Genomic DNA, 25057 nt, shown 5'->3' with positions numbered 1-25057 from the left:
GCCCACCGGTCGTCGGACACAAGTTTTGAGTAAAGGAAGCAGGGAAACCAGATGGCGGAACTGACAATTCGCCCGGAAGAGATCCGGGACGCTCTCGGGAAGTTCGTTGACTCGTACAACCCCGAGAGCTCGGTAAAGTCCGAGGTCGGCAAGGTCGTCACCGCAGGTGACGGAATTGCCCACGTCTCGGGTCTGCCCGGCACCATGGCCAACGAACTCCTCCGGTTCGAAGACGGCACCTTGGGCTTGGCACAGAACCTCGACGAGCGCGAGATCGGCGTTGTCGTCCTCGGAGAGTTCTCCGGGGTCGCGGCTGAACAGAACGTCTACCGCACCGGTGAGGTTCTCTCCATCCCCGTCGGCGACGGATACCTCGGTCGCGTGGTCGATCCTCTGGGTCAGCCAGTCGACGGACTCGGTGAAGTCGAGACCGTCGGACGTCGTGAGCTCGAGCTCCAGGCAGCAGGCGTGATGGATCGCCAGGAGGTTCGCGAACCTCTGCAGACCGGCTACAAGAGCATTGACGCTATGATCCCTGTCGGCCGTGGACAGCGCCAGCTGGTCATCGGTGACCGCAAGACGGGTAAGACCGCCCTTGCGATCGACACGATCATCAACCAGAAGGCCAACTGGGAAACCGGTGACCCGAAGAAGCAGGTTCGCTGCATCTACGTCGCCGTCGGCCAGAAGGGTTCGACCATCGCGGGTGTCCGCCGTTCGCTCGAAGAAGCGGGCGCACTGGAATACACCACGATCGTGTCCTCTCCTGCTTCTGACCCTGCAGGATTCAAATACCTCGCCCCATACTCCGGTTCGGCCATCGGTCAGCACTGGATGTATGAAGGCAAGCACGTCCTCATCGTGTTCGATGACCTCTCGAAGCAGGCCGAGGCCTACCGTGCAGTGTCACTTCTGCTGCGCCGCCCGCCAGGCCGCGAGGCTTTCCCAGGAGACGTGTTCTACCTGCACTCGCGTCTGCTTGAGCGTTGTGCGAAGCTCTCCGATGAACTCGGCGGCGGTTCGATGACCGGTCTTCCGATCATTGAGACCAAGGCCAACGACGTCGGTGCGTTCATTCCGACTAACGTGATTTCGATCACCGATGGTCAGATCTTCCTGCAGTCGGACCTGTTCAATGCGGGCCAGCGTCCTGCAGTCGACGTGGGCATCTCCGTGTCCCGTGTCGGTGGTGCCGCTCAGACCAAGGCCCTCAAGAGTGTCTCCGGCACATTGAAGATCTCCTTGGCCCAGTACCGATCGCTCGAGGCGTTCGCGATGTTCGCTTCAGACCTCGACGAGACGACCAAGCGCGACCTGGCTCGCGGTGCTCGACTGACCGAGCTGCTCAAGCAGTCTCAGTTCTCGCCGATGCCCTTCGAGAAGCAGACCGTGTCGATCTTCGCAGGTACGCACGGCTATCTTGACGAGATTCCCGTTTCCGACGTGCTCAAGTTCGAAACTGAGCTCCATGATCACATCGAACGCAAGACCGGTATCTTGACGACTATTCGTGAGACGCTCAAGCTCGATGATGACACTTCGGCAGAGCTGGACAACGTCTTGACCGAGTTCACCCGGAACTTCGTCAGCTCCGACTCCAGCGGATCAAAGGCAGGCAGCGAAGACACTGCCACCGCCTCATCCGATGAGGTCGAGCAGGAGCAGATCGTTCGGCAGAAGCGTTGAATCTGATCCGTAACAGCGAAAGGAAGAACTGATGGGAGCCCAGCAGAGGGTCTTCAAGCAGAAGATCCGCTCCACCTCGTCCTTGAGGAAGATCTTCAAGGCCATGGAGCTCATCGCTGCTTCACGGATTCAGAAGGCCATTGCTCGATCGCAGTCTGCCAGCCCATACGCCAACGCCCTGACCCGTGCGGTCTCGGCGGTGGCGAGTGAGTCCAACGTCGACCACGTGTTGACGACCGAGCCTGAGTCGGTCACTCGTGCAGCAGTGCTGGTGATCGGCCCAGATCGTGGATTCGCCGGCGCCTATTCGGCGAACCTGCTGCGTGAGGCTGAGGAGCTCAATCGCCTGCTGCGCAGCGAAGGCAAGGACGTATCGCTCTTCACCGTCGGAGGGAAGGCCAAGAACTACTACACCTTCCGCGACCGTGCGATCGAACAGTCCTGGACCGGGATCTCTGAGATGCCTACTCCGGAGAATGCTCGGGAGATCGGTGAGGCTCTGCTGCAGAGCTTCAATACCGATTCCGCGCAGACCGGTGTGGATGAGATCTACATCGTATTCACGAAGTTCGTCTCCAGCGTCAAACACGACCCGGAATACCGGCGACTGCTTCCGCTCGAGGTAGTCGACGCGGACGAGGTCGCCACCGGCGGTCCGTCCGAACCGGCGAAGGACGCAGCTGCGTTCCCTCTCTATGAGTTCGAACCCAGTGCCGAGGCCGTCTTGGATTCGCTGCTGCCGCGCTACATCGACTCGCGGATTCTGTCCGCGCTGTTGAGCGCCTCTGCGTCCGAGCAGGCTTCGCGTCAGGCTGCGATGAAGACTGCGACCGACAACGCAGACGATCTGATCAAGACCTACACCCGGTTGGCCAATACGGCTCGCCAGGCGGAAATCACCCAGGAACTCACCGAGATCGTCGGTGGGGCCGATGCCCTCGCGGCATCATCAGCCGGCGACTGACCGGCGAGAGCAGAGAAGAAAGAGACCATGACTGCCACAGCTACGGATACCTCCCCGGCGCAGGGCACAGCCCTCGGCCGGATTTCCCGAGTCATCGGCCCGGTTGTCGACATCGAGTTTCCGCTCGACTCCGTGCCAGCGATCTACAACTCCCTTTCCACCTCGGTGGAACTCTCCGAAGGCACGCGCAAGCTGACCTTCGAGACTGCACTGCACCTGGGCAACGGCCTTGTGCGTGCCGTTTCCCTGCAGCCCACCGACGGACTGGTTCGCGGCCAGGAGGTCGTCGACTCCGGCGCTCCTATCACCGTGCCGGTCGGCGACGTGACCAAGAACCACGTGTGGAACACCACCGGTGACTGCCTCAACCTCGAAGAGGGCGAGAAGCTCGAGATCAGCGAGCGCTGGCCCATCCACAGGACAGCTCCTGCCTTCGACGAACTCGAGTCGAAGACCGAGATGCTCGAAGTCGGCATCAAGAGCATCGACCTCCTCACCCCGTATGTCCAGGGTGGAAAGATCGGCCTCTTCGGTGGTGCTGGCGTCGGCAAGACCGTCCTCATCCAGGAGATGATCTTCCGCATCGCTCACAACCACAACGGCACCTCGGTGTTCGCCGGTGTGGGTGAGCGCACCCGTGAGGGCAATGACCTCATCATGGAGATGGACGAGGCCGGCGTGTTCAAAGACACTGCCTTGGTCTTCGGCCAGATGGACGAGCCACCAGGCACCCGTTTGCGCGTTGCGCTGTCGGCACTGACCATGGCGGAGTACTTCCGCGATGTCCAGAACCAGGACGTGCTGCTGTTCATCGACAACATCTTCCGTTTCACGCAGGCAGGCTCCGAGGTTTCGACCCTTCTGGGCCGCATGCCTTCGGCCGTGGGCTACCAGCCCAACCTGGCGGATGAGATGGGTGTTCTCCAGGAGCGCATCACCTCGACTCGTGGTCACTCGATCACGTCGATGCAGGCGATCTACGTTCCCGCCGATGACTACACCGACCCGGCTCCGGCAACGACGTTCGCACACCTGGACGCGACGACCGAGCTCAACCGTGACATCGCCTCGCGCGGTCTCTACCCGGCCATCGATCCACTGACCTCGACATCGCGTATCCTCGATCCGCTGATCGTCGGCGAAGAGCACTACCGTGTCGCCAACGAGGTGAAGGCCATTCTGCAGAAGAACAAGGAACTGCAGGACATCATCGCCATCCTCGGCGTCGATGAACTCGGTGAAGAGGACAAGCTCGTCGTCCACCGTGCTCGTCGCATCGAGCAGTTCCTGTCGCAGAACACCTACACCGCTGAGAAGTTCACCCAGGTGCCCGGCTCGACAGTTCCGCTGGCTGACACCATCGAAGGGTTCTCGAAGCTCTGCGCCGGCGAGGTTGACCACATCCCCGAACAGGCGTTCTACAACGTAGGTGGGCTTGATGACGTCATGCGCAACTACGAAGAGATGCAGAAGTAAGCCATGGCTGCACTCGATGTGAACGTCGTAGCAGCCGACCAAAAGGTATGGGCTGGTGAGGCCAAGCGCGTCATCGCCCGTACCTTGGACGGCGAGATCGGCATCCTCCCAGGCCACGAGCCTGTTCTTGGTGTCGTTGCCGATGGTGAAGCACGTATTCTCACGACCTCTGATGAGACCATCCGGGTCAAGGCCGATGGTGGATTCCTCTCGGTCGAGAATAATCGCGTCATCATTGCCGCTGATCAGGCCGAACTTCTCTGATCCGTCAATTAAACTGGCAACCGTGAACCCTTCCGTCCTTCTGATCGTTCTGCTCTCGTTAGTAGGACTCGCCCTGGCTTTGATCGTCGTCGTGACGATTCGACGCAGGTCGATTTCGAAGCTCTCCGGTGCTTTTGACTGTTCCATCAACGTGGGCGAGGAATCCTCTTCTCGCCCACGTTGGCGTTTGGGTGTAGCAGTGTTCTCAGTGGCATCACTGGACTGGTATCCCGTATTCGCGCTGACTCGACGCGCCGCAGTTCGTCTCCCGCGTGCCGACCTCGATATTCTCGTCCGCCGCAAACCCACGTCCGGTGAACAGTACTCGGTGCTGCCCGACGCAGTGGTGGTGGACTGCTCCTACGGGAAGGCTGACGGCCGACCCCGTTCCGTATCTCTGGCCATGGACACCGAATCGCTGTCTACGATGGCCTCCTGGCTGGAATCATCGCCCCCCGGCTTCAACCCGACGATGGGAAGGTTCACCTGATGGATGTCTTTCGCTTGACCGGTCCGAGTCGACTGCGCGGCGAGGTCGATATCAGGGGAGCCAAGAACAGCGTCCTCAAACTCATGGCGGCCAGTCTGTTGGCCGTCGGCCGAACGACGATCACCAATGTGCCGGCGATCCTCGACGTGCGGATCATGGTTCAGCTCCTGATCCGGCTCGGCTGCAGCGTCGATTACGATGCCGATCGCGGCGTCGTCAGCATCGACGTCCCCGCCGAGGTCGGCATCCAGGCGGACTATGAACTCGTGCGAGCGATGCGAGCGTCGATCTCCGTCCTCGGGCCGCTGACCGCCCGGATGCGCGCAGCACATGTAGCCCTTCCCGGCGGCGATGCGATCGGCTCCCGGGGCCTGGATATGCATCAGGCAGGTCTCGAAGCTCTCGGTGCAACGGTGCATCTTGATCACGGCTATTTCGTCGCGGAGGCTCCCAGCGGTCTTCATGGAACGGACATCGTTCTCGAATTCCCCTCCGTCGGTGCTACGGAGAACCTGGTCATGGCGGCAACGTTGGCCCATGGCGTGACAACAATCTCGAATGCGGCCAAGGAGCCGGAGATCGTCGACATCTGCACAATGCTCGTCGATATGGGCGCCCAGATCAGTGGGATCGGCACCGCCGACCTGACGATCACCGGTGTCGACGAACTCCACCCGGCCGACCACCGAACAGTGGGGGACCGGATCGTAGCTGGAACCTACGCGTTCGGCGCTGCTCTCTCGAACGGTGATGTGACCGTCAAGGGAGTCGGACTCGAGCTGATGCCCAATATCGCGATCAAACTCCGCGACTCGGGCGCCACTGTCGATGACCTCGGCGAAATCGAGCTCGGCGATGGCACGCGTGGACATGGGTTCCGCGTCATCGGTGCCGAGCGTCCGCACGCGATTCGCGTCGCGACTATGCCGTTCCCCGGCTTCCCCACGGATCTGCAGCCGTTCGTGATCGCTCTGAATTCAGTCTCAGACGGTGTCGGACTGCTGTCGGAGAACCTGTTCGAAGCTCGTTGGCGGTTCGTCCAGGAGATTGCCCGACTCGGCGCGAAGGTTCGAGTCGACGGCAACCACGCCCTGATCTCCGGTGTCGACAGCCTGTCTGGCGCCGAGGTGGAAGCGTCAGACATCCGCGCCGGTGCCGGTCTGGTGATGGCGGGCCTGCGGGCCGCTGGAATCACAGAGGTCTCCGGCATCGACCACATCGAACGCGGCTATGAGAACTTCGTATCGAACCTGCGCAGGCTTGGCGCCGACATCGAACGCGTGGAAAAAGCCGATATCCTCAGCTTCGAATAGGACTCAGAACAGACGCGAGTCAGGGTCGTCCATACCGCGCAGCGCATCGTAGTCTAAGACGACGCAGCGGATGCCACGATCCTCGGCCAGGGTCCGAGCTTGGGGCTTGATCTCCTGAGCGGCGAAGACTCCCTGGACCGGCGTGAGCAGCGGGTCTCGGTTCATCAGTTCCAGGTACCTGCTCAGCTGCTCAACGCCGTCGATATCGCCACGTCGTTTGATCTCCACGGCAACGGACTTGTGGCCGTGGTCGCGGGCGAGAATGTCGACTGGCCCGATGGCCGTCATGTATTCGCGCCTGACCAAGCTGTACCCGTCTCCGAGAGTCTCTATATGTTCGGCCAGCAGCTCCTGCAGGTGGGCTTCCACCCCGTCTTTGACCAGTCCGGGATCGATGCCGAACTCATGCTGGTCATCGGCGATCACCTCGGCGATGGAGATGACGAGCTTGTCACCTGTCTTGGCCTGGGAGACCGTCCAGATCTCGGCTAGGCCGGCCTCCTCCTGTTCCTGGCTCGGATCAGTGATTCTGATCGAGCACGGGGGAGTCATCCAGTTCAAGGGCTTGTACGATCCGCCATCCGAATGGATGAGGATCGAGCCGTCGGCCTTGAGCATGATGAGACGGGTGGCCATGGGCAGATGGGCGGTCAGACGACCGGCATAATCAACGGAGCACTTAGCAATGACGAGACGCACGCGCTTCACTCTACGTGAGAGAATGGGCAGATGCCACGATCTACCTCCTCGCGTCGCAAAAACAAATGGCAGCAGGCCCCGCGTGAGCTCTCCGACTCTGTGAGTGGACTGCGCACAAATCGAGATCTGCCCGACGGGACATGGTCGGTGCAGAACGTTGCCGGCAATTCTCAGGGCAAGGTCTATATCTGCCCAGGGTGCGGACAGGACGTGGCGTCGTCGACGGCGCATATTGTTGCCTGGCGACAGACCGCGCGACACGGCACCGAGGTGGGAGTGGAGTCCCGCCGCCACTGGCACACGAGGTGCTTTCAGAAATTCAGGTGAGGGTACTGGTCGCGGGCCGATCGCAGGCGGACCAGGAATCGAGACCAGAAGAAGGGGCCAGTTCTTTGTGAACTGGCCCCTTCTCAATGGTGCAGGCTGTGGGAGGGTGAAGACCTCAGCGCAGCGAATTCCCGGAACGCGACGCCTTGGTGTTCTTGCTCTGCGACCCCGAAACCTGAGCATCGATGGCTATCGTGTCAGCATCGGTGGCTCCATTCGGCAGGTCGGAGTCCTCGGCTTCGTCGGAATCGTCCGTCGTGGCAGGCTTCTCGGATTTCGACTGAGCTCCCTGAGGCTCGGCCGCCTTGGTGGGCACGTTCTCAGCCGGTGCCTCCGCAGCGTCCGTGGAGTCCACTGAGGCAGCTGTGTCGGCTGGGCCGTCCGTGTCCTTTGCCCCGGCATCCGCGTCGTCAGCAGCGATGTCATCAGCCTTGTCTGTCTCCTCGGGATCCTCCGCCAGAAGGTCGGCCAGCTCCTGTTCATCGGCGATCTGCTCGGTGGCATGGGACGCGGATTCAGCCTTGGCTGGGTCGACGGAATCGCCGCCCATCACACCGGGCATGGCGAACAGGGAACGGAGCTGATCGAGCTGTGCTGTGATCGTCTTGCGCTGCTTGGTCAACAGGTCGACCTGGGACTGAGCCGATGCCACATTGCGCTTGGCTTCGGCCGCGGACTCCTCAATGGTGGCTTCGGCCGTTGCCCGGGCTTCACCGATGAGGGTCTGCGCGCGAGTCTTGCCGTCGGCAATGATGTCGTCAGCCTTCTTCACCGCATCCGAGCGGGTCGTCTCCGCTCTCTCCGCGGCCTCCTTTGCTTCTGCATCTGCCTTCGCCGCACGCGCCTGAGCCTCGTCGATGAGTTTCTTGTTCTCAATCTGGGCGGAGTCGTAGCGCTTCTTGCGATCGGCCTCGGCGGCCTGGCGCTTACCAGCCAGCTCGACCTCGAGTTCGTCAGAGGCCTTCGTCGATGCCGCGTCGCGAGCCTTCGCAGCGGCGAGGAGTTCGTCGGCTTGCGCCTGAGCAGTGCTGATCGACTCATCTGCCTGGCTCTTGGCTTCGGCCCGCAGATCCGCGGCCTGCTTCTCAGAAGTGGCCCTGAGCTCAGCGAGCTCGTGTTCGAGGCTTTCGCGGGCTTCCTTCGTGGCAGCCTCATTTGCCTCTTTGGCCTGGTTGTATTCGCGTTCTGCCGTCGCCTTGAGCTCTGCGGCGCGCTTTTCGGCAGCTTTCACAGTCTCGTCGGCGCGCAGCTCGGCCGAACTGATGATGGCATCGGCCTCGGAGCGGGCATTGGACAGAGTGTCGTTGCTCTCCGTGTGCATGCGGGCACGAGCCGAAGCGGCTTCGGCTCGTGCCTTGTTGCGGATCGTCTCTGCGTCGGAGTTTGCCTGCGAGAGAGTCTCGCGTGCCTGGGATTCAGCGATCTTGAGCAGATGGTCGATGCGGCTCCCGGGAGGACCTGAAGCCTCGGCGCTGTCATTGGCAGCCTTCTTCAGCTGGGCCTTCGCCTCCGAGAGTTCTCCGGCGATCTGAAGTTTCGCGCGATCAGCGTTGATGACCTGACTTCGGGCATCGGAAAGGGCCTTACGAACGGACTCGACCTCGGTTCGCAGCTGCTGCAGGCGAGAATCAACTTCACTTTTTTCGTAGCCGCGCATCGCTGTGCGGAATTCTTCGGTGGGCGTCACTGAAGTGGACTCCTGTCGTGTCAAGGTATGTGGTCAAATCGTCCCACCACTACTCTAACGGACTCACTATGAGTGTTGGGTGCGAATTCCTAAGTCTGGACGTCTCCTGCCCCGATGTGACATAACCCCCGTGACCGAGGCCACAGACAGCTGGACTACCCTTGGAGCAGACAACACTTCATCGACTTCCCTCGCTGTGAGCGGGGTACGAATATCTGAGGAGGAAAAATGGCTGAAGCAGTGATCGTCGCGGGTGCGCGTACTCCGTTCGGGCGTCTGCAGGGAGGTCTGTCGTCGCTGACAGCTGTGCAGTTGGGCGGCAAGGCGATCTCCGGCGCACTCGGTCGCGCAGGGATCACCGGCGAGGACGTCGAGTACGTCATCATGGGGCAGGTTCTGCAGGCCGGGCTCGGTCAGGGACCTGCGCGTCAGGCCGCGGTCGAAGCCGGCATCCCGATGCACGTGCCCGGTGTCACCGTGAACAAGCTGTGTCTGTCCGGCATCAACGCGATCACACAGGCGGCCCAGCTGGTGCGGGCAGGGGAGTACGACGTCGTCGTCGCCGGAGGGCAGGAATCGATGAGCCTGGCTCCCCACCTGCTGGAGAAGTCACGTTCGGGCTACAAATACGGTGATGTCGTGATGAAGGACCATATGGACTATGACGGTCTGTGGGATGCCTTCACCGACCAGGCCATGGGTGGTCTGACCGAAGATGCCAACGCCGGTGACTTCGAATTCTCCCGTGAGGATCAGGACGCCTTCGCTGCCCGCTCACATCAGCGTGCAGCGCAGGCCTGGGAATCGGGCGCATTCGCCGATGAAGTCGAGGCAGTCACCATCTCCGCTCGCAAGGGTGACGTGACCGTCTCCGCCGATGAGGGCGTGCGCGCCGAGACGACCCCGGAGTCGATGGCCAAACTGCGACCGGCCTTCCGCAAGGACGGCACGATCACAGCCGGAAACGCCTCGCAGATCTCCGACGGTGCATGCGCTGTCGTCGTCATGTCACGTGAGAAGGCTGAAGCGCTCGGTGCCCCCATTCTCGCCGAGATCCGCTCGCACGGGTGGACGGCAGGCCCCGACTCGTCGCTGCAGCATCGGCCTTCACAGGCGATTCAGGCCGCTGCCGCGAAGGAAGGGGTCGCGGCTGATTCGTTCGACCTCTATGAGATCAACGAAGCCTTCGCTGCAGTCGGACTCGCCAGTTCGAAGGACCTGGGCATCGATCCTGAGAAGGTCAACGTCAATGGTGGTGCTGTTGCACTGGGCCACCCGATCGGCGCCTCCGGAGCGCGCATCGTATTGACCCTTGCGCTCGAGCTCCAGCGCCGAGGTGGCGGCACAGGTGTCGCCGCCCTCTGCGGTGGTGGCGGCCAGGGTGACTCGCTCATCGTGTCCGTGCCCGCACGGAACTGACACAGATACGAAAGGAGAGCGTCATGCTCGTCGCATTCTCCGTCGCTCCCAGCGGCGGTGACAATACGGACGCATCGGTCCACGATGCGGTTGCCGCAGCTGTCGAGGTCGTTCGACGGTCCGGGTTGTCACACCGAACTGATTCGATGTTCACCACGATCGAAGGTGAATGGGATGAGGTGTTCGCTGTCGTCAAAGAGGCCACCGACGTCGTCGGTGAGTTCGGCCCGCGAGTGGCGCTGGTGCTGAAGGCTGATATCCGTCCGGGCTACACCGGTGAGATCGATGGCAAGCTCGAGCGTCTGGAAAGGGCCATCGACGCACGTGACGACGGCTGATCAGTCTGCTCATCACCGTCGATTGGTACCGACAGGTAAGTTGGGCACAGGTGAAACTTTCGGGAAATTCCTAGTGACGCAGGTCTCATTCGGGTCTACTCTTTCTTTAAGGAAGAAGGAGATGAACAATGAATGGTTCCACGTATTTCACTACAGCCACTGCACTGACGATGGTCGCCCTGCTCGGATTCATGGCTGCCGGATTCTTTCCGGTCATCGTCGACTTCGCCTTCGCCATCGAAGCGGTGGCCGTCATCCTCGCCCTCATCGGACTGGTCGCAGTCTCATTCGTGACGGTGCGTAAGTCACTGGAGCGTGTCGCTCGCGAGTACTGATCCGCACGTCGAACACCCCTGATGCGGGGTGAGAGCAACTGCCCGGACACAGCGGCCCTCATTGATGCCTCGGAGTTCAATCTCTGGGACACTGATGAGGGTCGCTTTCTGTTCTCGTCCGGGCATCGGTTAGGATATTTGAGCCTCCGTAGCTCAGTTGGATAGAGCAACCGCCTTCTAAGCGGTAGGTCGCGGGTTCGAGCCCCGCCGGGGGTACTTTTGGGGTACTTCTTCTCAGACTGACAGGCCAAGTGACGCTCCGAGTATTCGCACCAATGACCAATTACCTCACGTTACGGCGTGGCAATTGGTGCACGGCTGGGAAAACGTAGAGAGTGGATGCGTGATGACAGACAGTAAGAGTGCCGTGACGCCACCAGTGGGAGGGGCGCTGAGCGATATCGCGAAGCGAGTCTCAGAAACCCGCTTCACCCTGCAGACCGAAGACTTCGCTGACGGTCGCGAACTGCATCGTCAGCTCTCGTCGGAGTTGACTGATTACCTGCTGCCGCGGATCAATCGGACGCAGACGCCCTTCATGATCGCCGTGGGCGGATCGACCGGTGCTGGCAAATCCACGCTCGTGAATTCTCTGGTGGGACGAGCAGTGAGCCCTGCCGGAGTGCGCCGACCAACGACGGGCAACCCGATCGTGGTCCACAACCCCGCCGACACCAAATTCTTCGAATCACAGTCGTTCTTGTCCGACCTGCCCCGCAGCACGGACCCCACGACCTCGACCCCATCTGTCGTGCTCATCCCCAACGACGACGTCGAACCCGGCACCGCCGTGCTTGACTGCCCGGACATCGACTCAATTGCCGAGTCGAATCGCGAGTTGGCCCGACGAATCCTGATGAGCGCCGACCTGTGGATGTTCGTGACCACAGCCAATCGCTATGCCGATGCCGCACCCTGGGCGCTGCTGAGGGACGCCGCGGTTCGCAACACCTCCGTGGCCATCGTGCTCGACCGGGTGCCGCCGGAGGCGAACCGTGAGGTCAGGCACCATCTGTCCAGCCTGCTGTCGGAATCAGGTCTGGCGAATTCTCCGATCTTCGCGGTGGCTGAGCTGGAGCTGACAGACGGCCTGCTGCCACACTCAGCGATCTATCCGATCCGATCCTGGATCAATCAGGTGAGCTCGGAGGGCCAGTCTCAGGAGCGCATACGACAGCGGACCCTCACCGGATCGATCGGCGCAATGCCGGCCCAGGTGAAGTCTCTGGCCGACTACGCAGAATCGCAGGAGTCGGCTTTCGACGAGCTGCAGCTCAGCCTTGATCAGACCTTCAATGCTGCGGGCGGAGGACTTGCCGAGATATTCTCCGACGGTCGCGTCCTGCATGGAGAGGTCAATGCCAGATGGCAGGACTTCGTAGGAACGGGACAGCTCTTTCGCGGTCTGGAACCCACGATGGCTCGCATGCGAGACAGAATCTCCGCTGCGGTCACAGGCAAGCACGATGCTGCTTCGCCGCTGCACATCGCGATTCTGCGCAGCGCAGCGATCTCACTGCGGGAACAGGCAATCGGTGTCGTTGACGAGATCAGTGCTCAGTGGCTGCGCAACCCGGCCGGATCGGCGTTACTGGACGCACACCCCGAACTCCGACAGAGCGCGAACGACCTTGAAGACTCGGTCAAGTCTGCCGTCAGCGGATGGTCCAACGAGGTGAACGCTCTCGTGCGAGACATCGGCCAGGGCAAGAAATCTAAGGCCAGGATCCTGTCGTTCGGCGTCGGCGGAGTCTGTGCCGTCGTCGAATACGCGGCATTCTGGGACCCCAAGTACACATATGCGGACAATCATGATTCGCGCAATGACGCGAATGTCGCTCTCAGCCTCGCCGGCACGATCTTCGGTGAACAGGAGGCCGTGAATATCATCGGATCGATCAGAGATCGCTTCCTGACGACAGCGGCAGGAATCGTCGGTGACTGCCGCGGGCCTTTTGACAACGTATTACGACTATCCGCGGTACCGGCGCGGCAAGCGGGCGTTCTGCGCGCCTCCGGTGATCGACTTGAGGTGGCATTGTGAACGATCCTGCACAGTCCGAGATCAGACGTCGGGCCGAAGGCATCCGAGAGACGCTGTCTCTGGGCCCTGACAAACTGAGTCCTGAAGTTCGCAGGGACGCGCAGAACCTGCTCGACCGCGCCGAGGACCGCCTCGGTCTCGGCGAGGAATTCACCGTTGTGGCCTTCGCAGGTTCCACTGGTTCGGGAAAATCGTCGCTGTTCAACGCAGTCGCCGGGCTGGACATCGCCCGGGTTGGTGTTCGCCGTCCGACCACTTCCCGCCCCACTGCATGTGTGTGGGGCGAAGGCGGTAACGACATCCTCAACTGGCTGCATGTTCCAGAGCGCAGCCGGACCTGGCGTGAATCGGCGCTCGACGGCGACGATCAGCGTAAACTCCACGGTCTGATTCTGCTTGATCTGCCTGACCACGATTCGACCGCTGTGAAGCATCGCGTCGAATCTGATCGACTCGTGGGCCTCGTCGACGTTGTCTTCTGGGTCGTTGACCCACAGAAATATGCTGACTTCTCACTGCACTCCGAATACCTGGCAAAGCTGGCAGAGAACAGCGCGAACATGGTCGTCGTTCTCAACCAGGTCGACAAGCTCAGTGACGAAGAGCAGAAAGCTGCTGCTGACCACCTGCAGCAGCTGCTCGTCGAGGACGGGCTCACCGACACCAAGGTGCACTTGACGTCCGCAGTGACACGAGAAGGTGTTCCTGAGGTCCGGTCGATTTTGGCTGACACAGTCGATTCCAAGCAGGCCGCCTCAGAACGCCTATTGGCTGACATGCAGGCCATGGCGAAACGTATGCAGAACGAACTCGGCGAGCCCGTGGTTCCACCCGATGAACGACCGGGAGCTTCGCGTCTGGTGGAGACGATGTCCGATGCCGCCGGCGTCGAGGCTGTCGCGCAGACCGTCCACGATGACTATATTCGCCGGGCCTACCGCAAGACGGGGTATCCGGTGCTGGCATGGATGCAGAGAAATGCCCCCGATCCGCTGGGAGCCAAGCACGGTCAAGGCAGAGATGAACTCATCCGCGCGTCGGTGCCCGCGACCAGCAGAGCGCAAAGCTCTCAGGTGCGCCTGATGGCCCATGAACTCATCGCAGAATCAGTGTCGACAATGCCGCGACCGTGGCAGAGCGCAGTCGCGGAGGCTGAGAAGGCGAGCACCGCCGAGCTGTCCGAAACGCTGGACTCGGCCGTGACCGCTGTGGATATCAAACCGCAGACTCCCGGTTGGTGGTCCTTGGCCAGGTTTCTGCAGATCATCTTCTTCATCGCCACGATCCTCGGTCTGCTGGGTGTCATCGCCACAGCGATCCTCGCCATCGTCGTGCCCGGAGCGCTTCCGGGATGGAGCTGGATTGTGAGTATCGGCTTGTTGGTGGTGGGGATCATCGGATCCGTTGTGACTTCGGTGATCGCCAAGTCCGCGCGGAACAAGGGCGCGAACGAGGCGGCCAGCGACGTCGATCGCAAACTTCGCGAGGCGGTTGGGAGCGTGGCACAGAGCTCCTATCTGGAGCCCGTCAATGCTGTGATCGGTGAACACCGGCGCGCCTACGAGACGCTGCACTGACACTTCTGTGCACATGAGCGAGGACTCATGTGCCAATGCCCTGTGGACGGCCAACAACCGTCCACAGGGCATTTTTCATGTCTGGACATCAGTGCTGCCTGGCACGCTCACTGGTGGTTGACGTGTTCGGCCGATTCAGACCGTTTCGTCCCCGATGGGCGATCCGGCAGGGCAGATCACGAAACTACCCAAGAAATGAGGCAACACGATGTCCATCATTCCGATCAACCTCAGCGGTACTGTGGCTGCCGATCCGCAGAGCCGGACACTTCCCTCGGGCAGAGCCTGCGCTTCCTTCCGTCTGGCGGTCAACCATTGGCGCCTCGACAAGGGGACCGGGGAATATGTCTCCGATACAACGTCGTGGTTCAGCGTCGACTGCTATGGACCCTTGGCCAGCAATGCCTCGATGAGCCTCCATCAGGGAATGTCCGTGGTGGTGCAGGGGACCCTGAAGATCCGCGAATGGTCGACAGCGGAGAAGAGCGGAATCTCTCCGACCGTCGTCGCCGAGCACATCGGTCCCGATCTTCGCTACGGAACCGCCCACTATCAGAAGGCCGGCAGTGTGAACCGGCAGCACGAGGGTCAGCAGCAGGAATCGTCAGGCAGCGACTCAGCCTGGGGGAGCCTCGCCGGGACAGGCGCAGGCGAGGTCGGGCCCGATGCCTCCGAAGCGTCGAGCCTCGGTGCTGGGAACGAGGGAGAAGGCGACGCGGAAGGCGCAGAAGATGATGTGACTGCCGAAGCTGGAGGAGGAGACTCCGGAGACCTTGATGATGCCATTGTTCGTGACACGGTGAGCGCAGCGGCGCCGTTCTGAGTGGGGCGGAACAGAGCCGCATCACCGTCATCGCACGGATCACGTGAACAGGTCGAGGCTGGAACACGTCGGATCTGACCGCGATAGTGCGAGCAATCGGTTAAGGTGAGACTGTTAATCGTTCCCACCTGCTGAGGTTGTTGATGCGTCTCGTTCCCCTCCTGAGCCTCGGAGCTCTGACCTTAGCTCTGTCGGGCTGTTCGCTGCTGGGCATCGGTGGTGACAACTCTGATCCGACGCCCGCCCGGACTCCGACGAAACCGGTTGCCGAGGTCGACAAAGTCGTCAAGGCCCTCAAGCCGCTGACCGGCGATGAGGAGAAGGTTCCGTCGACGAAGAAGTTCTTTACGACCATGATCGATGCAGGCTACGATGCGGACCAGCTCGAAGCCACAATCGACGATTCGCCATTGGGCAATGACGTTCCCTCGAAGATGTTCGGCGTCAAAACCGACAAAGGCTGCGTCATCGGAGAGATTCGGAAGGGAAAGGCGACTGCAGAGTTGATGCCTCCCACAGAATCGACCGGGTCGTGTCTGTTCGGCGAGGTCGAACGTCCGAAGGGTGTGAAGGCACCTGAAGGTGACAAGCGCGAGAAGGACGGCGATTCCAACGGTGCCGGGCATATGCCTGGTGAGGACATCAACGGCAAGGACGGAGCCTCAGAGAGTCCGGCGCCAGACGAAGGGTCGGAAGGCACCTCGTCGCAGGGAACATCATCAGACGGCTCTTCATCCGAAGGTTCTTCTGAGGGCACATCCTCCGAAGGAACCTCGTCCGAAGGCTCTTCGTCCGGAGGGACATCGTCTGAGGGCGGCTCCTCCGAAGGTTCATCTTCGGGTGAGGCACCGTCACTCGGCGGCGGTTGATCCAAGGGTTTCGAGCAGTGACTCAATTGGCACTTGTGCGTGCTGAACCGATAACCTGAGGTTATTATGGCCGAATTCATTTACACCCTTCACAAGGCGCGTAAAGCGCACGGCGACAAAGTCATTCTGGATGACGTGTCGATGTCCTTCTACCCAGGTGCGAAGATCGGCATGGTCGGTCCGAACGGTGCCGGTAAGTCAACGATTCTCAAGATCATGGCCGGACTCGAACAGCCGTCCAATGGTGAGGCTCGGCTCAGCCCAGGCTTCACAGTGGGCATCCTGTTGCAGGAGCCGCCACTGAACGAGGACAAAACTGTTCTCGGCAACGTCGAGGAAGGCGTCGGCGAGATCAAGGCGAAGCTTGACCGCTTCAACGCGATCTCTGAGGAGATGGCCAGTCCCGATGCAGACTTCGATGCCCTGATGGAAGAGATGGGCAAGCTGCAGGAAGCGATCGACGCTGCGGATGCCTGGGACCTCGACTCTCAGCTCGAGCAGGCGATGGATGCTCTGCGCTGCCCACCGCCGGACGCTGACGTCAGTGTGCTCTCAGGTGGTGAACGCCGCCGTGTGGCGTTGTGCAAACTGCTGCTCGAAAAGCCTGATCTGCTCCTGCTCGATGAGCCCACAAACCACCTGGACGCGGAATCTGTGCTGTGGTTGGAACAGCACCTGCGGTCCTACCCCGGCGCTGTCATCGCAATTACTCACGATAGGTACTTCCTCGACCACGTGGCCGAATGGATAGCTGAGATCGACCGCGGACACCTCTACCCCTACGAGGGCAACTACTCGACCTACCTGGAGAAGAAGCAGGAGCGTCTGCAGGTTCAGGGCAAGAAGGACGCGAAGCTGTCGAGGCGCCTCAAGGACGAACTCGACTGGGTCCGGTCCAACCCGAAGGCCAAGCAGACGAAGTCCAAGGCCCGTCTGGCACGCTACGAAGAGATGGCAGCAGAGGCAGAGAAGACCAAGAAGCTGGATTTCGAAGAGATTCAGATCCCTGCCGGTCCTCGCCTCGGCGATATCGTCATCGAAGCCGACAGCCTGCAGAAGGGCTATGACGATCGTCTTCTCATCGACGGGCTCAGCTTCTCATTGCCGCGTAACGGAATCGTCGGTGTCATCGGCCCCAACGGCGTCGGCAAGACGACTCTGTTCAAGACCATCGTCGGACTCGAAGAGCTCGACGGGGGAGACCTCAAGATCGGCGACAGCGTCAAGACCTCCTACGTTGACCAGTCCCGGGGCGGAATCGACCCCGACAAGAACCTGTGGGAAGTCGTTTCCGACGGACTCGATTTCATTCAGGTGGGCAACGTGGAGATGCCTTCGCGGGCATATGTCTCCGCATTCGGGTTCAAGGGCCCGGACCAGCAGAAGAAGGCCGGCGTGCTCTCCGGTGGTGAGCGCAACCGCCTCAACCTGGCACTGACCCTCAAACAGGGCGGAAACCTGCTGCTGCTCGACGAGCCGACCAACGACCTCGACGTGGAAACGCTGGGTTCCTTGGAGAATGCACTCCTGGAGTTCCCCGGTTGCGCCGTGGTCGTCTCGCACGATCGTTGGTTCCTCGACCGTGTGGCCACGCACATCCTTGCTTGGGAGGGCACAGAAGACAACCCTGCGGACTGGTACTGGTTCGAAGGGAACTTCGAGTCCTACGAGAAGAACAAGGTCGAACGACTCGGTGAGGACGCGGCTCGCCCTCATCGCGTGACGCACCGTCGCCTCACCCGCGACTGACTGATTGAGCTCTGTGCGCTGCGCGCTATCAGCGCAGCGCACAGAGCTGATTGCCTGCAGAAGATGCCCCGGTCGTCGACCGGGGCATCTTCTGTTGCCAGGTGTCAGTGTGTTGGGGTCAGCCGGCCTGTTGAGCTAAGTCAGCCCGTTGAGCTAAGTCAGCCTGTTGAGGTCAGTCAGCGTTCTGGCGCAGCTGACTAACGGGAGAACAGCTTGCCGAGGCGCAGCAGAAGCTTGAACAGATACATCACGGCGATGGTGCCGACGATCCCGATGACGATTGATAAGAGCGCAATCAGCGCCAGGTTCATGTCCATCGCCTCGCGGAGGAGCACCAGGGCCACAATCGTGATGATGATGAAGAGCGCGACGTTGACCAGACGAGAGAGGATCCTTCCGAGGATCTCGATCATCGCGGTGTCGTGGTTCACTGAGGTGCCTTGATGCGGACCATGCCCTCCTGCGCCACTGTGGCCAGCAGCTCACCGGTCTGAGTGAAGATCCGCCCGTAGCCGAGACCGCGGCCTCCCTGGGCGGCGGGAGACTCCTGAACGTAGAGCATCCACTCATCGACCCGGACTCGACGATGCCACCACATCGCGTGGTCGAGGCTGGCCACCCGGAGCCCTGGACTCGTCCAACTCAGTCCCTGACGGCGCAGAACCGGTTCGAGCAGATTGAAGTCGCTGGCATAGGCCAGTGCAGCAGCATTGAGCACCGGATCATCGCCGAAGGGCGAGCTGGCGCGGAACCAAACGTGCTGCCGATCGCGCTGGCGGTCATCGGTGGAGGTGAGATACAGGGAAGCCTCGACCGGACGGATCTCGAAGGGTCGTTTATTCAACCATTCGGTGACCAGTGGTGTGTCCTGTCCTGCGAGAATGTCGCGCAGCTCCGGGCACTCCAGTGGACCGGGCAGGCCCGGCGGCATGGTCTCAGCGTGCTCAAGGCCCCCCTGCTCGACTTGGAATGAGGCGATCAGGGATAGGATCGGCACATCCTTCTGATAGGCGTGGACACGCCGAGCGGAGAACGATCGCCCGTCACGGAGTCGCTCGACACCGAACTCGATCGGTTCGCTGACATCCCCGGCACGAAGGAAATAGCCGTGCAGTGAATGGATGAGGCGATCATCCGGCAGGGTCGCGGCAGCGGCCACTACGGATTGCGCCACCACCTGACCGCCGAAGACACGCCCATCTGGCTTGTACTGGTTCTGTCCGACGAAGTAGTCGCTCTCTCGAGACGCCGAGGCGGAACTCAGGCTGTCGAGTTCGAGCACTTTGCGCAGTGTGTCGACGTTCGCCTTCGCAGTCGTGGGTTCTACATCGCTCATATGGGCCTCCAGCCTGCGACAATGATTCTCGTCCTTGTGGTCACGATCCTATCGCGGCCCTCACCGCCGCAGTGAAAGTGGCATGATGGGTCTTATGCGCACTGGCACCACAAATCCCCATCTGAACGAATTCACACGAGTACTGCTGGAGCTGAGATGGGGTGATATGGATGCCTACGGCCACGTCAACAATGTCACCCAGCTGCGACTGCTCGAAGAGGCACGTGTCCGAGCGTTGGGGTCACCGACGCACAGCACCGATGCGCCCACAACCCCCGGCCAGCTGGGAATCTCGGGCACAGTATCGGGGATCTCGATTCCCGCGATCTTCGCCGAGGCTTCGAACACCACCGAGCTGCTCGTCGCCTCGCACGCGATCGAATATCGCCGACCGATTCCCTATCGCGCGGGACCCATTGCCATTGATCTGGTCATCAGCGAGGTCAAACCGGCGTCTGTGACGATCGGTTACGTCATCGCCGAACCCGATGGTTCGGTCGCCTATACGCTGGCGGAGACGGTCATCGTCTTTGTGGACAGAACAAGCTCTCGACCACGGCGTCTGAGCCAGGAGGAGACAGCAGCTATGACAGAAGTCATTCGACCAGCCGTTCCGATGCGGAGTCGCCGGTGACGGAACTGGAGATCGCCGATCCGCTGGCGATGAAGGACCTGGCCGCATTCACTTCGCTGGCGCATCGGCTGGACCCCGATGGAGCCATGCGTCTGCACGTATCGTCGACCGTGCTCGTGGTGACCATTGCACCCCTGTACCCGCATGGGATCGGAGACTCCACACCCCTGGTGCTGGCTATGCGCATGCTGCGCCTGAACGGACCGGAAATGGACGGTCTCGATGAGGTTGTGCCCTTGGCCAACCTCAAGGATCGGTTCGCCAGAGAGGAGAACGCCACCCGTCTGCCAGTCCCGCCGAACTCGGTGCTGGTGTCCTGGACCGGCATAGCACCCCCGAAGGGTCAGTGGGTGGCCCGTGACAGAATCACCGGTGATGTGCTTCGTTCGACCGCCGAGGCGGGAGTCGCGGAGATCAGCGACGGTGCTCCCGAGGGCGCAGGCTCACATGCGGTGAAGGCGCTGCGTTCGCGTGTGTGGTCGAAGCCGATGACAGCCGTAGGAGGTAAAGAGCTGCCCGGTGGGCTCGCGTTCGCCGCGAGTGCGCTGCGGTTCGTACCGGAGGCCGAAACCGCCTCGGCGGGGGAGACCAACGAGGAATACGAAGTCTTCGCGACCTCCGGGTGGCTGCGTATCTCGACTCCCGGAGGGCATCTGCTCACCCGGGCCCGATGACCCCTCAGCAGTGACCCTCAGCGGTGACAGCTGAGCGGTGACAGTTCGGCGCGGATCCCGCAGGCAGAGCCGCACTGTCAGACCGGATTGCTGTTCGTGTTGACCATGGCCGTAGCCGCTCGTTGAAAGTAGTCCCAAAAGATCTCGTCGTAGAGCGGCGGCAGCGCGACATCATCGAGTGCTGCCCGCATGGACGCCAGCCACCGGTCACGAGCGTCGAAGTCGACGGCGAAGGGGAAATGGCGCATCCGCAGTCGCGGGTGGCCGCGTTCTTCCTGGTAGGTCGTGGGACCGCCGAAGTACTGCTCCAAGAACATCTGCAGCCGGTGCTTGGCGCCGGTGAGGTCGTGTCCCTCCGGGTACATCGCGATGAGCACCTCGTCGCGGTCCACATGATCGTAGAAGACATCGACGAGGCGGGTGAAGGTGGGATGGCCGCCGACAGCGTCAAAGATGGTCTCGTTCGATGTCTGGGTCATGTTCAGCTCTCTCCGTCTGAGGTGTCGGTTCCGGCTTCATCCGTCGTCGACCGGATCTCGTCATCACTGGGCAGCGGCGAGGGCCCCTGGTCCTTGGTTCGCTGTGACACATGGGTGGCCCGAGCCTGGTCATCGGCGTCGGCGTCGCCTTCGGAGGTGCTGTCAGGTGAGTCCGTCGACCGCGGAAGCGTCCTGAGGACGGTCTCCTGAATGATCGGGATGGTGATTCCGCGCCTGTCGAACTCATTCGTGAGTTCCGCCCGGAAGGCACGTTCGACCATCCACTGCAGGTTGGGCTTCGTCTTGATCATCGTTCTGATCACCCTGTACTCGGCAGAGAGAGACTGGACGCCGGCGATCTCGGGGAGTTCGAGCATTGCGGAGGCAACCTGCGTGTCCTTGGCCATTTCAGCGGTGACTGTTTGAGTGATCTCACGGTAGGTGTCCATGGAGGTGGAGTAGTTGACGGGGATCTCGAGCACTGCACGCGCCCAGCCCTGCGACAGGTTGCCGACTCGCATGATCTCACCGTTGCGCACATGCCACAGGGTTCCCGTGAGATCACGGACAGCCGTCTTGCGGAGACCGAAGTCCTCGACCTCGCCGACGGCTTCGCCCAGGTCCACGGTGTCGCCGATGCCGTATTGGTCCTCGATGACCATGAAGAACCCGGACAGGTAGTCCTTGACGAGCTCCTGAGCGCCGAAGGCCAATGCCACACCGACAATTCCGGCCGAGGCCAGGATCGGTGCGATATTGAAGTTCAGCTGGTCGAGGACCATGAGGATCGCGATGACGCTGATGATGATCGTCGCCACGGATGAGAGCATCCGACCCACGGTCTTCGCCCGTTGCGCGCGGCGCTCACGGATCACAGTCGGCTCGATGCCGGTCCGCTGGGATTCCATGACCGTGCTCGAGAACTTGCTGTTCTCCGTCTTCTTCTCGCTGCCGACGGTGCCCTTGGCCACTGCAGTGGAGAAGCGTCGGATGAACAGCCGCATCACCATGTTGAGCACGATCGCGCCGATGATGATGATGACGATTCTCAGCGGAGCGTCGAGGAGGAAATCCCAATCGATCTTGGGCGCGGACATGAGGTCAGTCTTCAGTGCATCGAAAGTCATGATGCCACGAGCCTAACGGCCGAATGTCAATGTGCCCTTGGAACTGCTGGACACTTCCTGAGCGCTCAGAGCTCGCTGGGCATCTGCAAGATTCTCACGCATCAGGCGAAGCAGACCTTTGGGAGCCGCGGGGTGATCGTCCAGCCACGCCCGGGTGGCTTTGACAGTGTGCTCGCTGACCGGGGGGAATAGCCGCAGCGTCATGGTCTGCGCCATCTCCAAGGTCCTCGTCTCCCACCATCCGGAGACCCGCTGGAAATATTCGGTGGAGAAGTCGCGCAGTGGTTCCTCCGAGACGAGGATCTCACCGGTCTCCGTCTGCAGGCCGGAGGCGAATCCCAGAGCCAGTGCCGCGAGTTCCGAGTTCGGGAGGTCAGCCTCGTCAAGGATGCGGATGAATGCCTTCGACTTCGCCGCCGAGGTGGGGCGTGCGCTGCGAGCGGTCGCTGCCTGACGCGCCCCCGTGGCCGAAGGGTCCGTCTTGGTCATGGCCGTGATTGCGGAGTCATCGATCGCATCGTGTGCCGCGAGTGCGATGATGATCTCCCAGGTGAGATCGGTGTCGATGGTGATCCCGTGGACTGTGTCCCCGGTCGCGTCCAACCAGGACTGCAGCTGGGAGATCTGGGTTTGTGATGAGGCATGTTTGATGAAGCCGCGGAGGAATTGGAACGCCTGGTCTGTGCCTCCGGGCACCGTGTCGAGGAGTTGTGCGAACCGGTCGGCGATGGACGTGTGAGCCTCTGCCCGCGCTTCCGGGGGCAGGTAGGCCCCGACAGCGGTCTCGAGCTGACGCATCTGGGAGAGCAGTCCCGAGGAATGCGTCACGGCCGCACAGTTGTCCAGGACAGTGGTGATGTAGTCCTGGGCCGGACGCTGTCCGTCGCGGACAGTGTCCCAGAGGGCCCCGAGGACCAGCAGCTGCGTCAACGAGCCATCGAAGTCCCCGAGCCGCTTGGCCGCGACGTCCATGCTCTCGCGATCGAAGCGGACCTTCGCATAGGTCAGATCCTCGTCATTGACGATGATGACGTCGGGCTTGGACAGGCCGCGAGCCTCGTCGACGGTGGTCGAGTCCGAATCGATGTCGATCGGGAAGCTGTGGGTGCGGACCAGTCGGCCCTTCCCATCGTCGGAGTAGAACCCGATGGCCAGGCGATGCGGACGCAGCGACGGAGCCGGCTGTCCTTCGATGATCCACGGCTTCTGGGTCACCTGCAGCTTCGTCACCACCTCGGCGCCGTTGTCGGACTCGGTGTGGAGCTCTGCCTCGAGGAGGTTGACACCTGATTCCTCGAGCCACAGCTTCGACCAGGTGGCGAGGTCGCGCCCGCTTGTCGCCTCGAGCTCGCCGAGGAGGTCTGGCAGTTCCGTGTTCGACCACGCGTGCTTGTCGAAATAGCGTTTGAGGCCGGAGAAGAACTCTTCTCGACCGACCCACGCGACCAACTGTTTGAGCACCGAGGCGCCCTTGGCGTAGGTGATGCCGTCGAAGTTGACCTCGACATCTGCAAGGTCTTCGATGCTGGCGACGATCGGGTGTGTGCTCGGGAGCTGATCCTGGCGGTAGGCCCACGACTTCTCGATCGTGGCGAACGTGGTCCATGCATCCGTATACTTGGTGGCCTCGGCGGTGGCCAAAGTCGACATGAATTCGGCGAAGGACTCGTTGAGCCACAGGTCGTTCCACCATTTCATCGTGACCAGATCACCGAACCACATGTGCGCCAGTTCATGGAGCACGGTCACGGTGCGGCGCTCGACGAGGGCCTCGGTGGGCCGGGACCGGAAGACGTAGTTCTCCAGAATGGTCACGGCACCGGCGTTCTCCATCGCACCGGCATTGAATTCGGGGACGAAGAGCTGATCGTACTTCTCGAACGGGTAGGACACCCCGAACTCACGTTCGTAGAACTCGAATCCGGCTCGTGTGATGTTGAACAGGTTCTCTGCATCGAGATGGTCGAAGAGAGACTCGCGGCAGTACAGGCCAAGGGGGACAGGAGAGCCATCGGAGGAGATGAGCTCGGAATGCACGCTGCGGTACGGGCCGGCCACGATCGCAGTGATGTAGGAGGAGATCGGAGTCGTCGGGGCGAACTGCCACACTGCGGTGTCCTCGACCGGCGCTTCGTCGAGTTCGGTGAAGACTTCGCTGGGATCACCGGGAGTCGGAGTGGGGGAGTTCGACACGACTGTCCAGCGCGCAGGCGCCACAACTGTGAAGGAGAACGAAGCCTTGAGATCGGGTTGTTCGAACACAGGGAAGACGCGTCTGGCGTCGGGAACCTCGAACTGTGAGTAGAGGTAGACCTCATCGTCGATGGGATCGACGAAGCGGTGCAGCCCCTCACCGGTGTTCATGTAGTAGAAGTGTGCATCAATGACGAGCTCATTCTCAGCGGCGAGGCCCGGCAGAGTGATCCGGGACGCGGAGACGACCTCGGAGGTCTCGAGATCGAGTCCGTTGAGCCGGATGCGTTCGACGCTGGCGGTGATGGCATCGATGAATGTCGTGGACTCCGGAGTTGCGGTGAAGCGGATGCGGGAGCGAACTCGGAAGCTGTCGCCCCCTCCTGTGAGAATCAGGGTGTTCTCGTAGCTCGAGACGTCGACGAGGGATGAACGTCTGCGAGCTTCCTCGCGGGTGAGGTTGTATTGGGGCACTTTGAGGTGACCTCCGCTTCGGGTCCGGGTGTACTTCGCCATTCTTTCATGGACGCATTCCTCATCGGTGCCAAGGCTTG

General features: G+C 61.4%; 23 protein-coding genes and 1 tRNA gene. 17 read left to right on the top strand and 7 right to left on the bottom strand.

Annotated features, from left to right (window positions below; translation table 11 throughout):
* Positions 1 to 51: 51 nt before the first annotated feature.
* From atpA to murA, 6 genes are read left to right on the top strand one after another with little or no spacing between them, the layout of a single operon-like run.
* The gene (gene atpA / locus HU144_RS13770) at positions 52 to 1686 is read left to right on the top strand and encodes a F0F1 ATP synthase subunit alpha (RefSeq protein ID WP_198395519.1); all 1635 of its coding nucleotides are present in this window, start codon (positions 52 to 54) and stop codon (positions 1684 to 1686) included.
* 31 nt (positions 1687 to 1717) lie between these two features.
* A complete protein-coding gene (locus HU144_RS13765; RefSeq protein WP_198395520.1) occupies positions 1718 to 2650 on the top strand; it encodes a F0F1 ATP synthase subunit gamma in 933 nt (310 codons plus the stop codon).
* Positions 2651 to 2677: 27 nt separating this feature from the next.
* Entirely contained in the window at positions 2678 to 4126 is a 1449-nt protein-coding gene (gene atpD / locus HU144_RS13760; RefSeq protein WP_143923300.1) for a F0F1 ATP synthase subunit beta, read from the top strand.
* A gap of 3 nt (positions 4127 to 4129) precedes the next feature.
* On the top strand, positions 4130 to 4390 hold the full coding sequence (locus HU144_RS13755) for a F0F1 ATP synthase subunit epsilon (protein WP_198395522.1): 261 nt from the start codon (positions 4130 to 4132) through the stop codon (positions 4388 to 4390).
* On the top strand, positions 4299 to 4880 hold the full coding sequence (locus HU144_RS13750; RefSeq protein WP_328284319.1) for a DUF2550 domain-containing protein: 582 nt from the start codon (positions 4299 to 4301) through the stop codon (positions 4878 to 4880). Before HU144_RS13755 ends, HU144_RS13750 begins: the two co-directional genes overlap by 92 nt.
* A complete protein-coding gene (murA, locus tag HU144_RS13745) occupies positions 4880 to 6193 on the top strand; it encodes a UDP-N-acetylglucosamine 1-carboxyvinyltransferase (protein WP_235351783.1) in 1314 nt (437 codons plus the stop codon). Before HU144_RS13750 ends, murA begins: the two co-directional genes overlap by 1 nt.
* A gap of 3 nt (positions 6194 to 6196) precedes the next feature.
* Here murA and nucS read toward each other — a convergent pair whose 3' ends face one another.
* Both nucS and HU144_RS13735 read right to left on the bottom strand, forming a co-directional pair.
* Positions 6197 to 6892: an endonuclease NucS gene (nucS, locus tag HU144_RS13740; RefSeq protein ID WP_235351782.1), complete on the bottom strand. Its 696-nt coding sequence runs from the start codon at positions 6890 to 6892 to the stop codon at positions 6197 to 6199.
* A 442-nt stretch (positions 6893 to 7334) separates the two neighbouring features.
* Positions 7335 to 8906 (bottom strand): cell division protein, encoded by a 1572-nt coding sequence (locus tag HU144_RS13735; RefSeq protein ID WP_235351780.1) that lies wholly within the window; start codon positions 8904 to 8906, stop codon positions 7335 to 7337.
* A gap of 228 nt (positions 8907 to 9134) precedes the next feature.
* Here HU144_RS13735 and HU144_RS13730 point away from each other — a divergent pair, with 228 nt between their 5' ends.
* The 9 genes from HU144_RS13730 to ettA all read left to right on the top strand — a co-directional run bounded on the left by HU144_RS13730 (position 9135) and on the right by ettA (position 18060).
* Complete coding sequence (locus HU144_RS13730) at positions 9135 to 10325, top strand: acetyl-CoA C-acetyltransferase (RefSeq protein ID WP_235351778.1); 1191 nt, start codon at positions 9135 to 9137, stop codon at positions 10323 to 10325.
* 23 nt (positions 10326 to 10348) lie between these two features.
* Positions 10349 to 10663 (top strand): thiamine-binding protein, encoded by a 315-nt coding sequence (locus HU144_RS13725; protein ID WP_235347145.1) that lies wholly within the window; start codon positions 10349 to 10351, stop codon positions 10661 to 10663.
* Between the two features lie 128 nt (positions 10664 to 10791).
* Positions 10792 to 10998, top strand: a complete 207-nt coding sequence (locus HU144_RS13720; protein WP_204233746.1) for a hypothetical protein — start codon at positions 10792 to 10794, stop codon at positions 10996 to 10998.
* A gap of 142 nt (positions 10999 to 11140) precedes the next feature.
* Positions 11141 to 11214 (top strand) — tRNA-Arg (locus HU144_RS13715).
* Positions 11215 to 11344: 130 nt separating this feature from the next.
* Complete coding sequence (locus HU144_RS13710; RefSeq protein ID WP_235351777.1) at positions 11345 to 13042, top strand: dynamin family protein; 1698 nt, start codon at positions 11345 to 11347, stop codon at positions 13040 to 13042.
* Complete coding sequence (locus HU144_RS13705) at positions 13039 to 14619, top strand: GTPase (protein ID WP_235351776.1); 1581 nt, start codon at positions 13039 to 13041, stop codon at positions 14617 to 14619. The genes HU144_RS13710 and HU144_RS13705 overlap by 4 nt, the downstream gene beginning before the upstream one ends.
* Positions 14620 to 14827: 208 nt before the next feature.
* Positions 14828 to 15442: a single-stranded DNA-binding protein gene (locus HU144_RS13700; RefSeq protein WP_235351775.1), complete on the top strand. Its 615-nt coding sequence runs from the start codon at positions 14828 to 14830 to the stop codon at positions 15440 to 15442.
* A 143-nt stretch (positions 15443 to 15585) separates the two neighbouring features.
* Entirely contained in the window at positions 15586 to 16311 is a 726-nt protein-coding gene (locus HU144_RS13695; RefSeq protein ID WP_235351774.1) for a DUF6993 domain-containing protein, read from the top strand.
* A gap of 66 nt (positions 16312 to 16377) precedes the next feature.
* Complete coding sequence (gene ettA / locus HU144_RS13690) at positions 16378 to 18060, top strand: energy-dependent translational throttle protein EttA (RefSeq protein WP_235351773.1); 1683 nt, start codon at positions 16378 to 16380, stop codon at positions 18058 to 18060.
* Positions 18061 to 18257: 197 nt separating this feature from the next.
* Here ettA and HU144_RS13685 read toward each other — a convergent pair whose 3' ends face one another.
* A complete protein-coding gene (locus HU144_RS13685; protein WP_235351772.1) occupies positions 18258 to 18491 on the bottom strand; it encodes a hypothetical protein in 234 nt (77 codons plus the stop codon).
* Positions 18488 to 19396: an acyl-CoA thioesterase gene (locus HU144_RS13680; protein ID WP_235351771.1), complete on the bottom strand. Its 909-nt coding sequence runs from the start codon at positions 19394 to 19396 to the stop codon at positions 18488 to 18490. Before HU144_RS13680 ends, HU144_RS13685 begins: the two co-directional genes overlap by 4 nt.
* Positions 19397 to 19562: 166 nt before the next feature.
* On the opposite strand from HU144_RS13680, the gene HU144_RS13675 reads away from it, so the two are divergent.
* Together HU144_RS13675 and HU144_RS13670 are read left to right on the top strand one after the other, a co-directional pair.
* The gene (locus HU144_RS13675; RefSeq protein WP_232488046.1) at positions 19563 to 20030 is read left to right on the top strand and encodes an acyl-CoA thioesterase; all 468 of its coding nucleotides are present in this window, start codon (positions 19563 to 19565) and stop codon (positions 20028 to 20030) included.
* Positions 20027 to 20704, top strand: coding sequence for a hypothetical protein (locus HU144_RS13670; RefSeq protein WP_235351770.1), 678 nt, complete (start codon positions 20027 to 20029; stop codon positions 20702 to 20704). The genes HU144_RS13675 and HU144_RS13670 overlap by 4 nt, the downstream gene beginning before the upstream one ends.
* A 77-nt stretch (positions 20705 to 20781) precedes the next feature.
* Here HU144_RS13670 and HU144_RS13665 read toward each other — a convergent pair whose 3' ends face one another.
* Genes HU144_RS13665 through pepN form a run of 3 tightly spaced genes read right to left on the bottom strand, consistent with a single transcriptional unit; the run spans position 20782 to position 25019 of the window.
* Complete coding sequence (locus HU144_RS13665; protein ID WP_235351769.1) at positions 20782 to 21183, bottom strand: globin; 402 nt, start codon at positions 21181 to 21183, stop codon at positions 20782 to 20784.
* 2 nt (positions 21184 to 21185) lie between these two features.
* Positions 21186 to 22310 carry a mechanosensitive ion channel family protein gene (locus HU144_RS13660; RefSeq protein ID WP_235351768.1) on the bottom strand — a complete coding sequence of 375 codons (1125 nt, stop codon included), beginning with the start codon at positions 22308 to 22310 and terminating at the stop codon, positions 21186 to 21188.
* A 12-nt stretch (positions 22311 to 22322) separates the two neighbouring features.
* The gene (gene pepN / locus HU144_RS13655; RefSeq protein ID WP_235352708.1) at positions 22323 to 25019 is read right to left on the bottom strand and encodes an aminopeptidase N; all 2697 of its coding nucleotides are present in this window, start codon (positions 25017 to 25019) and stop codon (positions 22323 to 22325) included.
* Between the last annotated feature and the right edge of the window lie 38 nt (positions 25020 to 25057).

Source organism: Brevibacterium sp. UCMA 11752, assembly GCF_021532235.1.
GTDB classification, from domain to species: Bacteria; Actinomycetota; Actinomycetes; order Actinomycetales; family Brevibacteriaceae; genus Brevibacterium; species Brevibacterium antiquum.
The sequence above is the reverse complement of the archived record's forward strand: the minus strand, read 5'-3'. Positions and strand labels throughout refer to the sequence as shown.

Excerpts from the sequence above, each read along its gene's own strand:
- atpA (WP_198395519.1), top strand. The coding sequence starts at position 52 with ATGGCGGAACTGACAATTCGCCCGGAAGAGATCCGGGACGCTCTCGGG.
- HU144_RS13665 (WP_235351769.1), bottom strand. The coding sequence starts at position 21,183 with ATGACCCAGACATCGAACGAGACCATCTTTGACGCTGTCGGCGGCCAT.
- HU144_RS13720 (WP_204233746.1), top strand. The coding sequence starts at position 10,792 with ATGAATGGTTCCACGTATTTCACTACAGCCACTGCACTGACGATGGTC.
- HU144_RS13725 (WP_235347145.1), top strand. The coding sequence starts at position 10,349 with ATGCTCGTCGCATTCTCCGTCGCTCCCAGCGGCGGTGACAATACGGAC.
- ettA (WP_235351773.1), top strand. The coding sequence starts at position 16,378 with ATGGCCGAATTCATTTACACCCTTCACAAGGCGCGTAAAGCGCACGGC.
- HU144_RS13750 (WP_328284319.1), top strand. The coding sequence starts at position 4,299 with ATGAGACCATCCGGGTCAAGGCCGATGGTGGATTCCTCTCGGTCGAGA.
- HU144_RS13710 (WP_235351777.1), top strand. The coding sequence starts at position 11,345 with ATGACAGACAGTAAGAGTGCCGTGACGCCACCAGTGGGAGGGGCGCTG.
- HU144_RS13730 (WP_235351778.1), top strand. The coding sequence starts at position 9,135 with ATGGCTGAAGCAGTGATCGTCGCGGGTGCGCGTACTCCGTTCGGGCGT.
- HU144_RS13700 (WP_235351775.1), top strand. The coding sequence starts at position 14,828 with ATGTCCATCATTCCGATCAACCTCAGCGGTACTGTGGCTGCCGATCCG.
- HU144_RS13680 (WP_235351771.1), bottom strand. The coding sequence starts at position 19,396 with ATGAGCGATGTAGAACCCACGACTGCGAAGGCGAACGTCGACACACTG.
- HU144_RS13675 (WP_232488046.1), top strand. The coding sequence starts at position 19,563 with ATGGATGCCTACGGCCACGTCAACAATGTCACCCAGCTGCGACTGCTC.
- HU144_RS13660 (WP_235351768.1), bottom strand. The coding sequence starts at position 22,310 with ATGACTTTCGATGCACTGAAGACTGACCTCATGTCCGCGCCCAAGATC.
- HU144_RS13765 (WP_198395520.1), top strand. The coding sequence starts at position 1,718 with ATGGGAGCCCAGCAGAGGGTCTTCAAGCAGAAGATCCGCTCCACCTCG.
- HU144_RS13755 (WP_198395522.1), top strand. The coding sequence starts at position 4,130 with ATGGCTGCACTCGATGTGAACGTCGTAGCAGCCGACCAAAAGGTATGG.
- atpD (WP_143923300.1), top strand. The coding sequence starts at position 2,678 with ATGACTGCCACAGCTACGGATACCTCCCCGGCGCAGGGCACAGCCCTC.
- pepN (WP_235352708.1), bottom strand. The coding sequence starts at position 25,019 with ATGGCGAAGTACACCCGGACCCGAAGCGGAGGTCACCTCAAAGTGCCC.
- murA (WP_235351783.1), top strand. The coding sequence starts at position 4,880 with ATGGATGTCTTTCGCTTGACCGGTCCGAGTCGACTGCGCGGCGAGGTC.
- HU144_RS13695 (WP_235351774.1), top strand. The coding sequence starts at position 15,586 with ATGCGTCTCGTTCCCCTCCTGAGCCTCGGAGCTCTGACCTTAGCTCTG.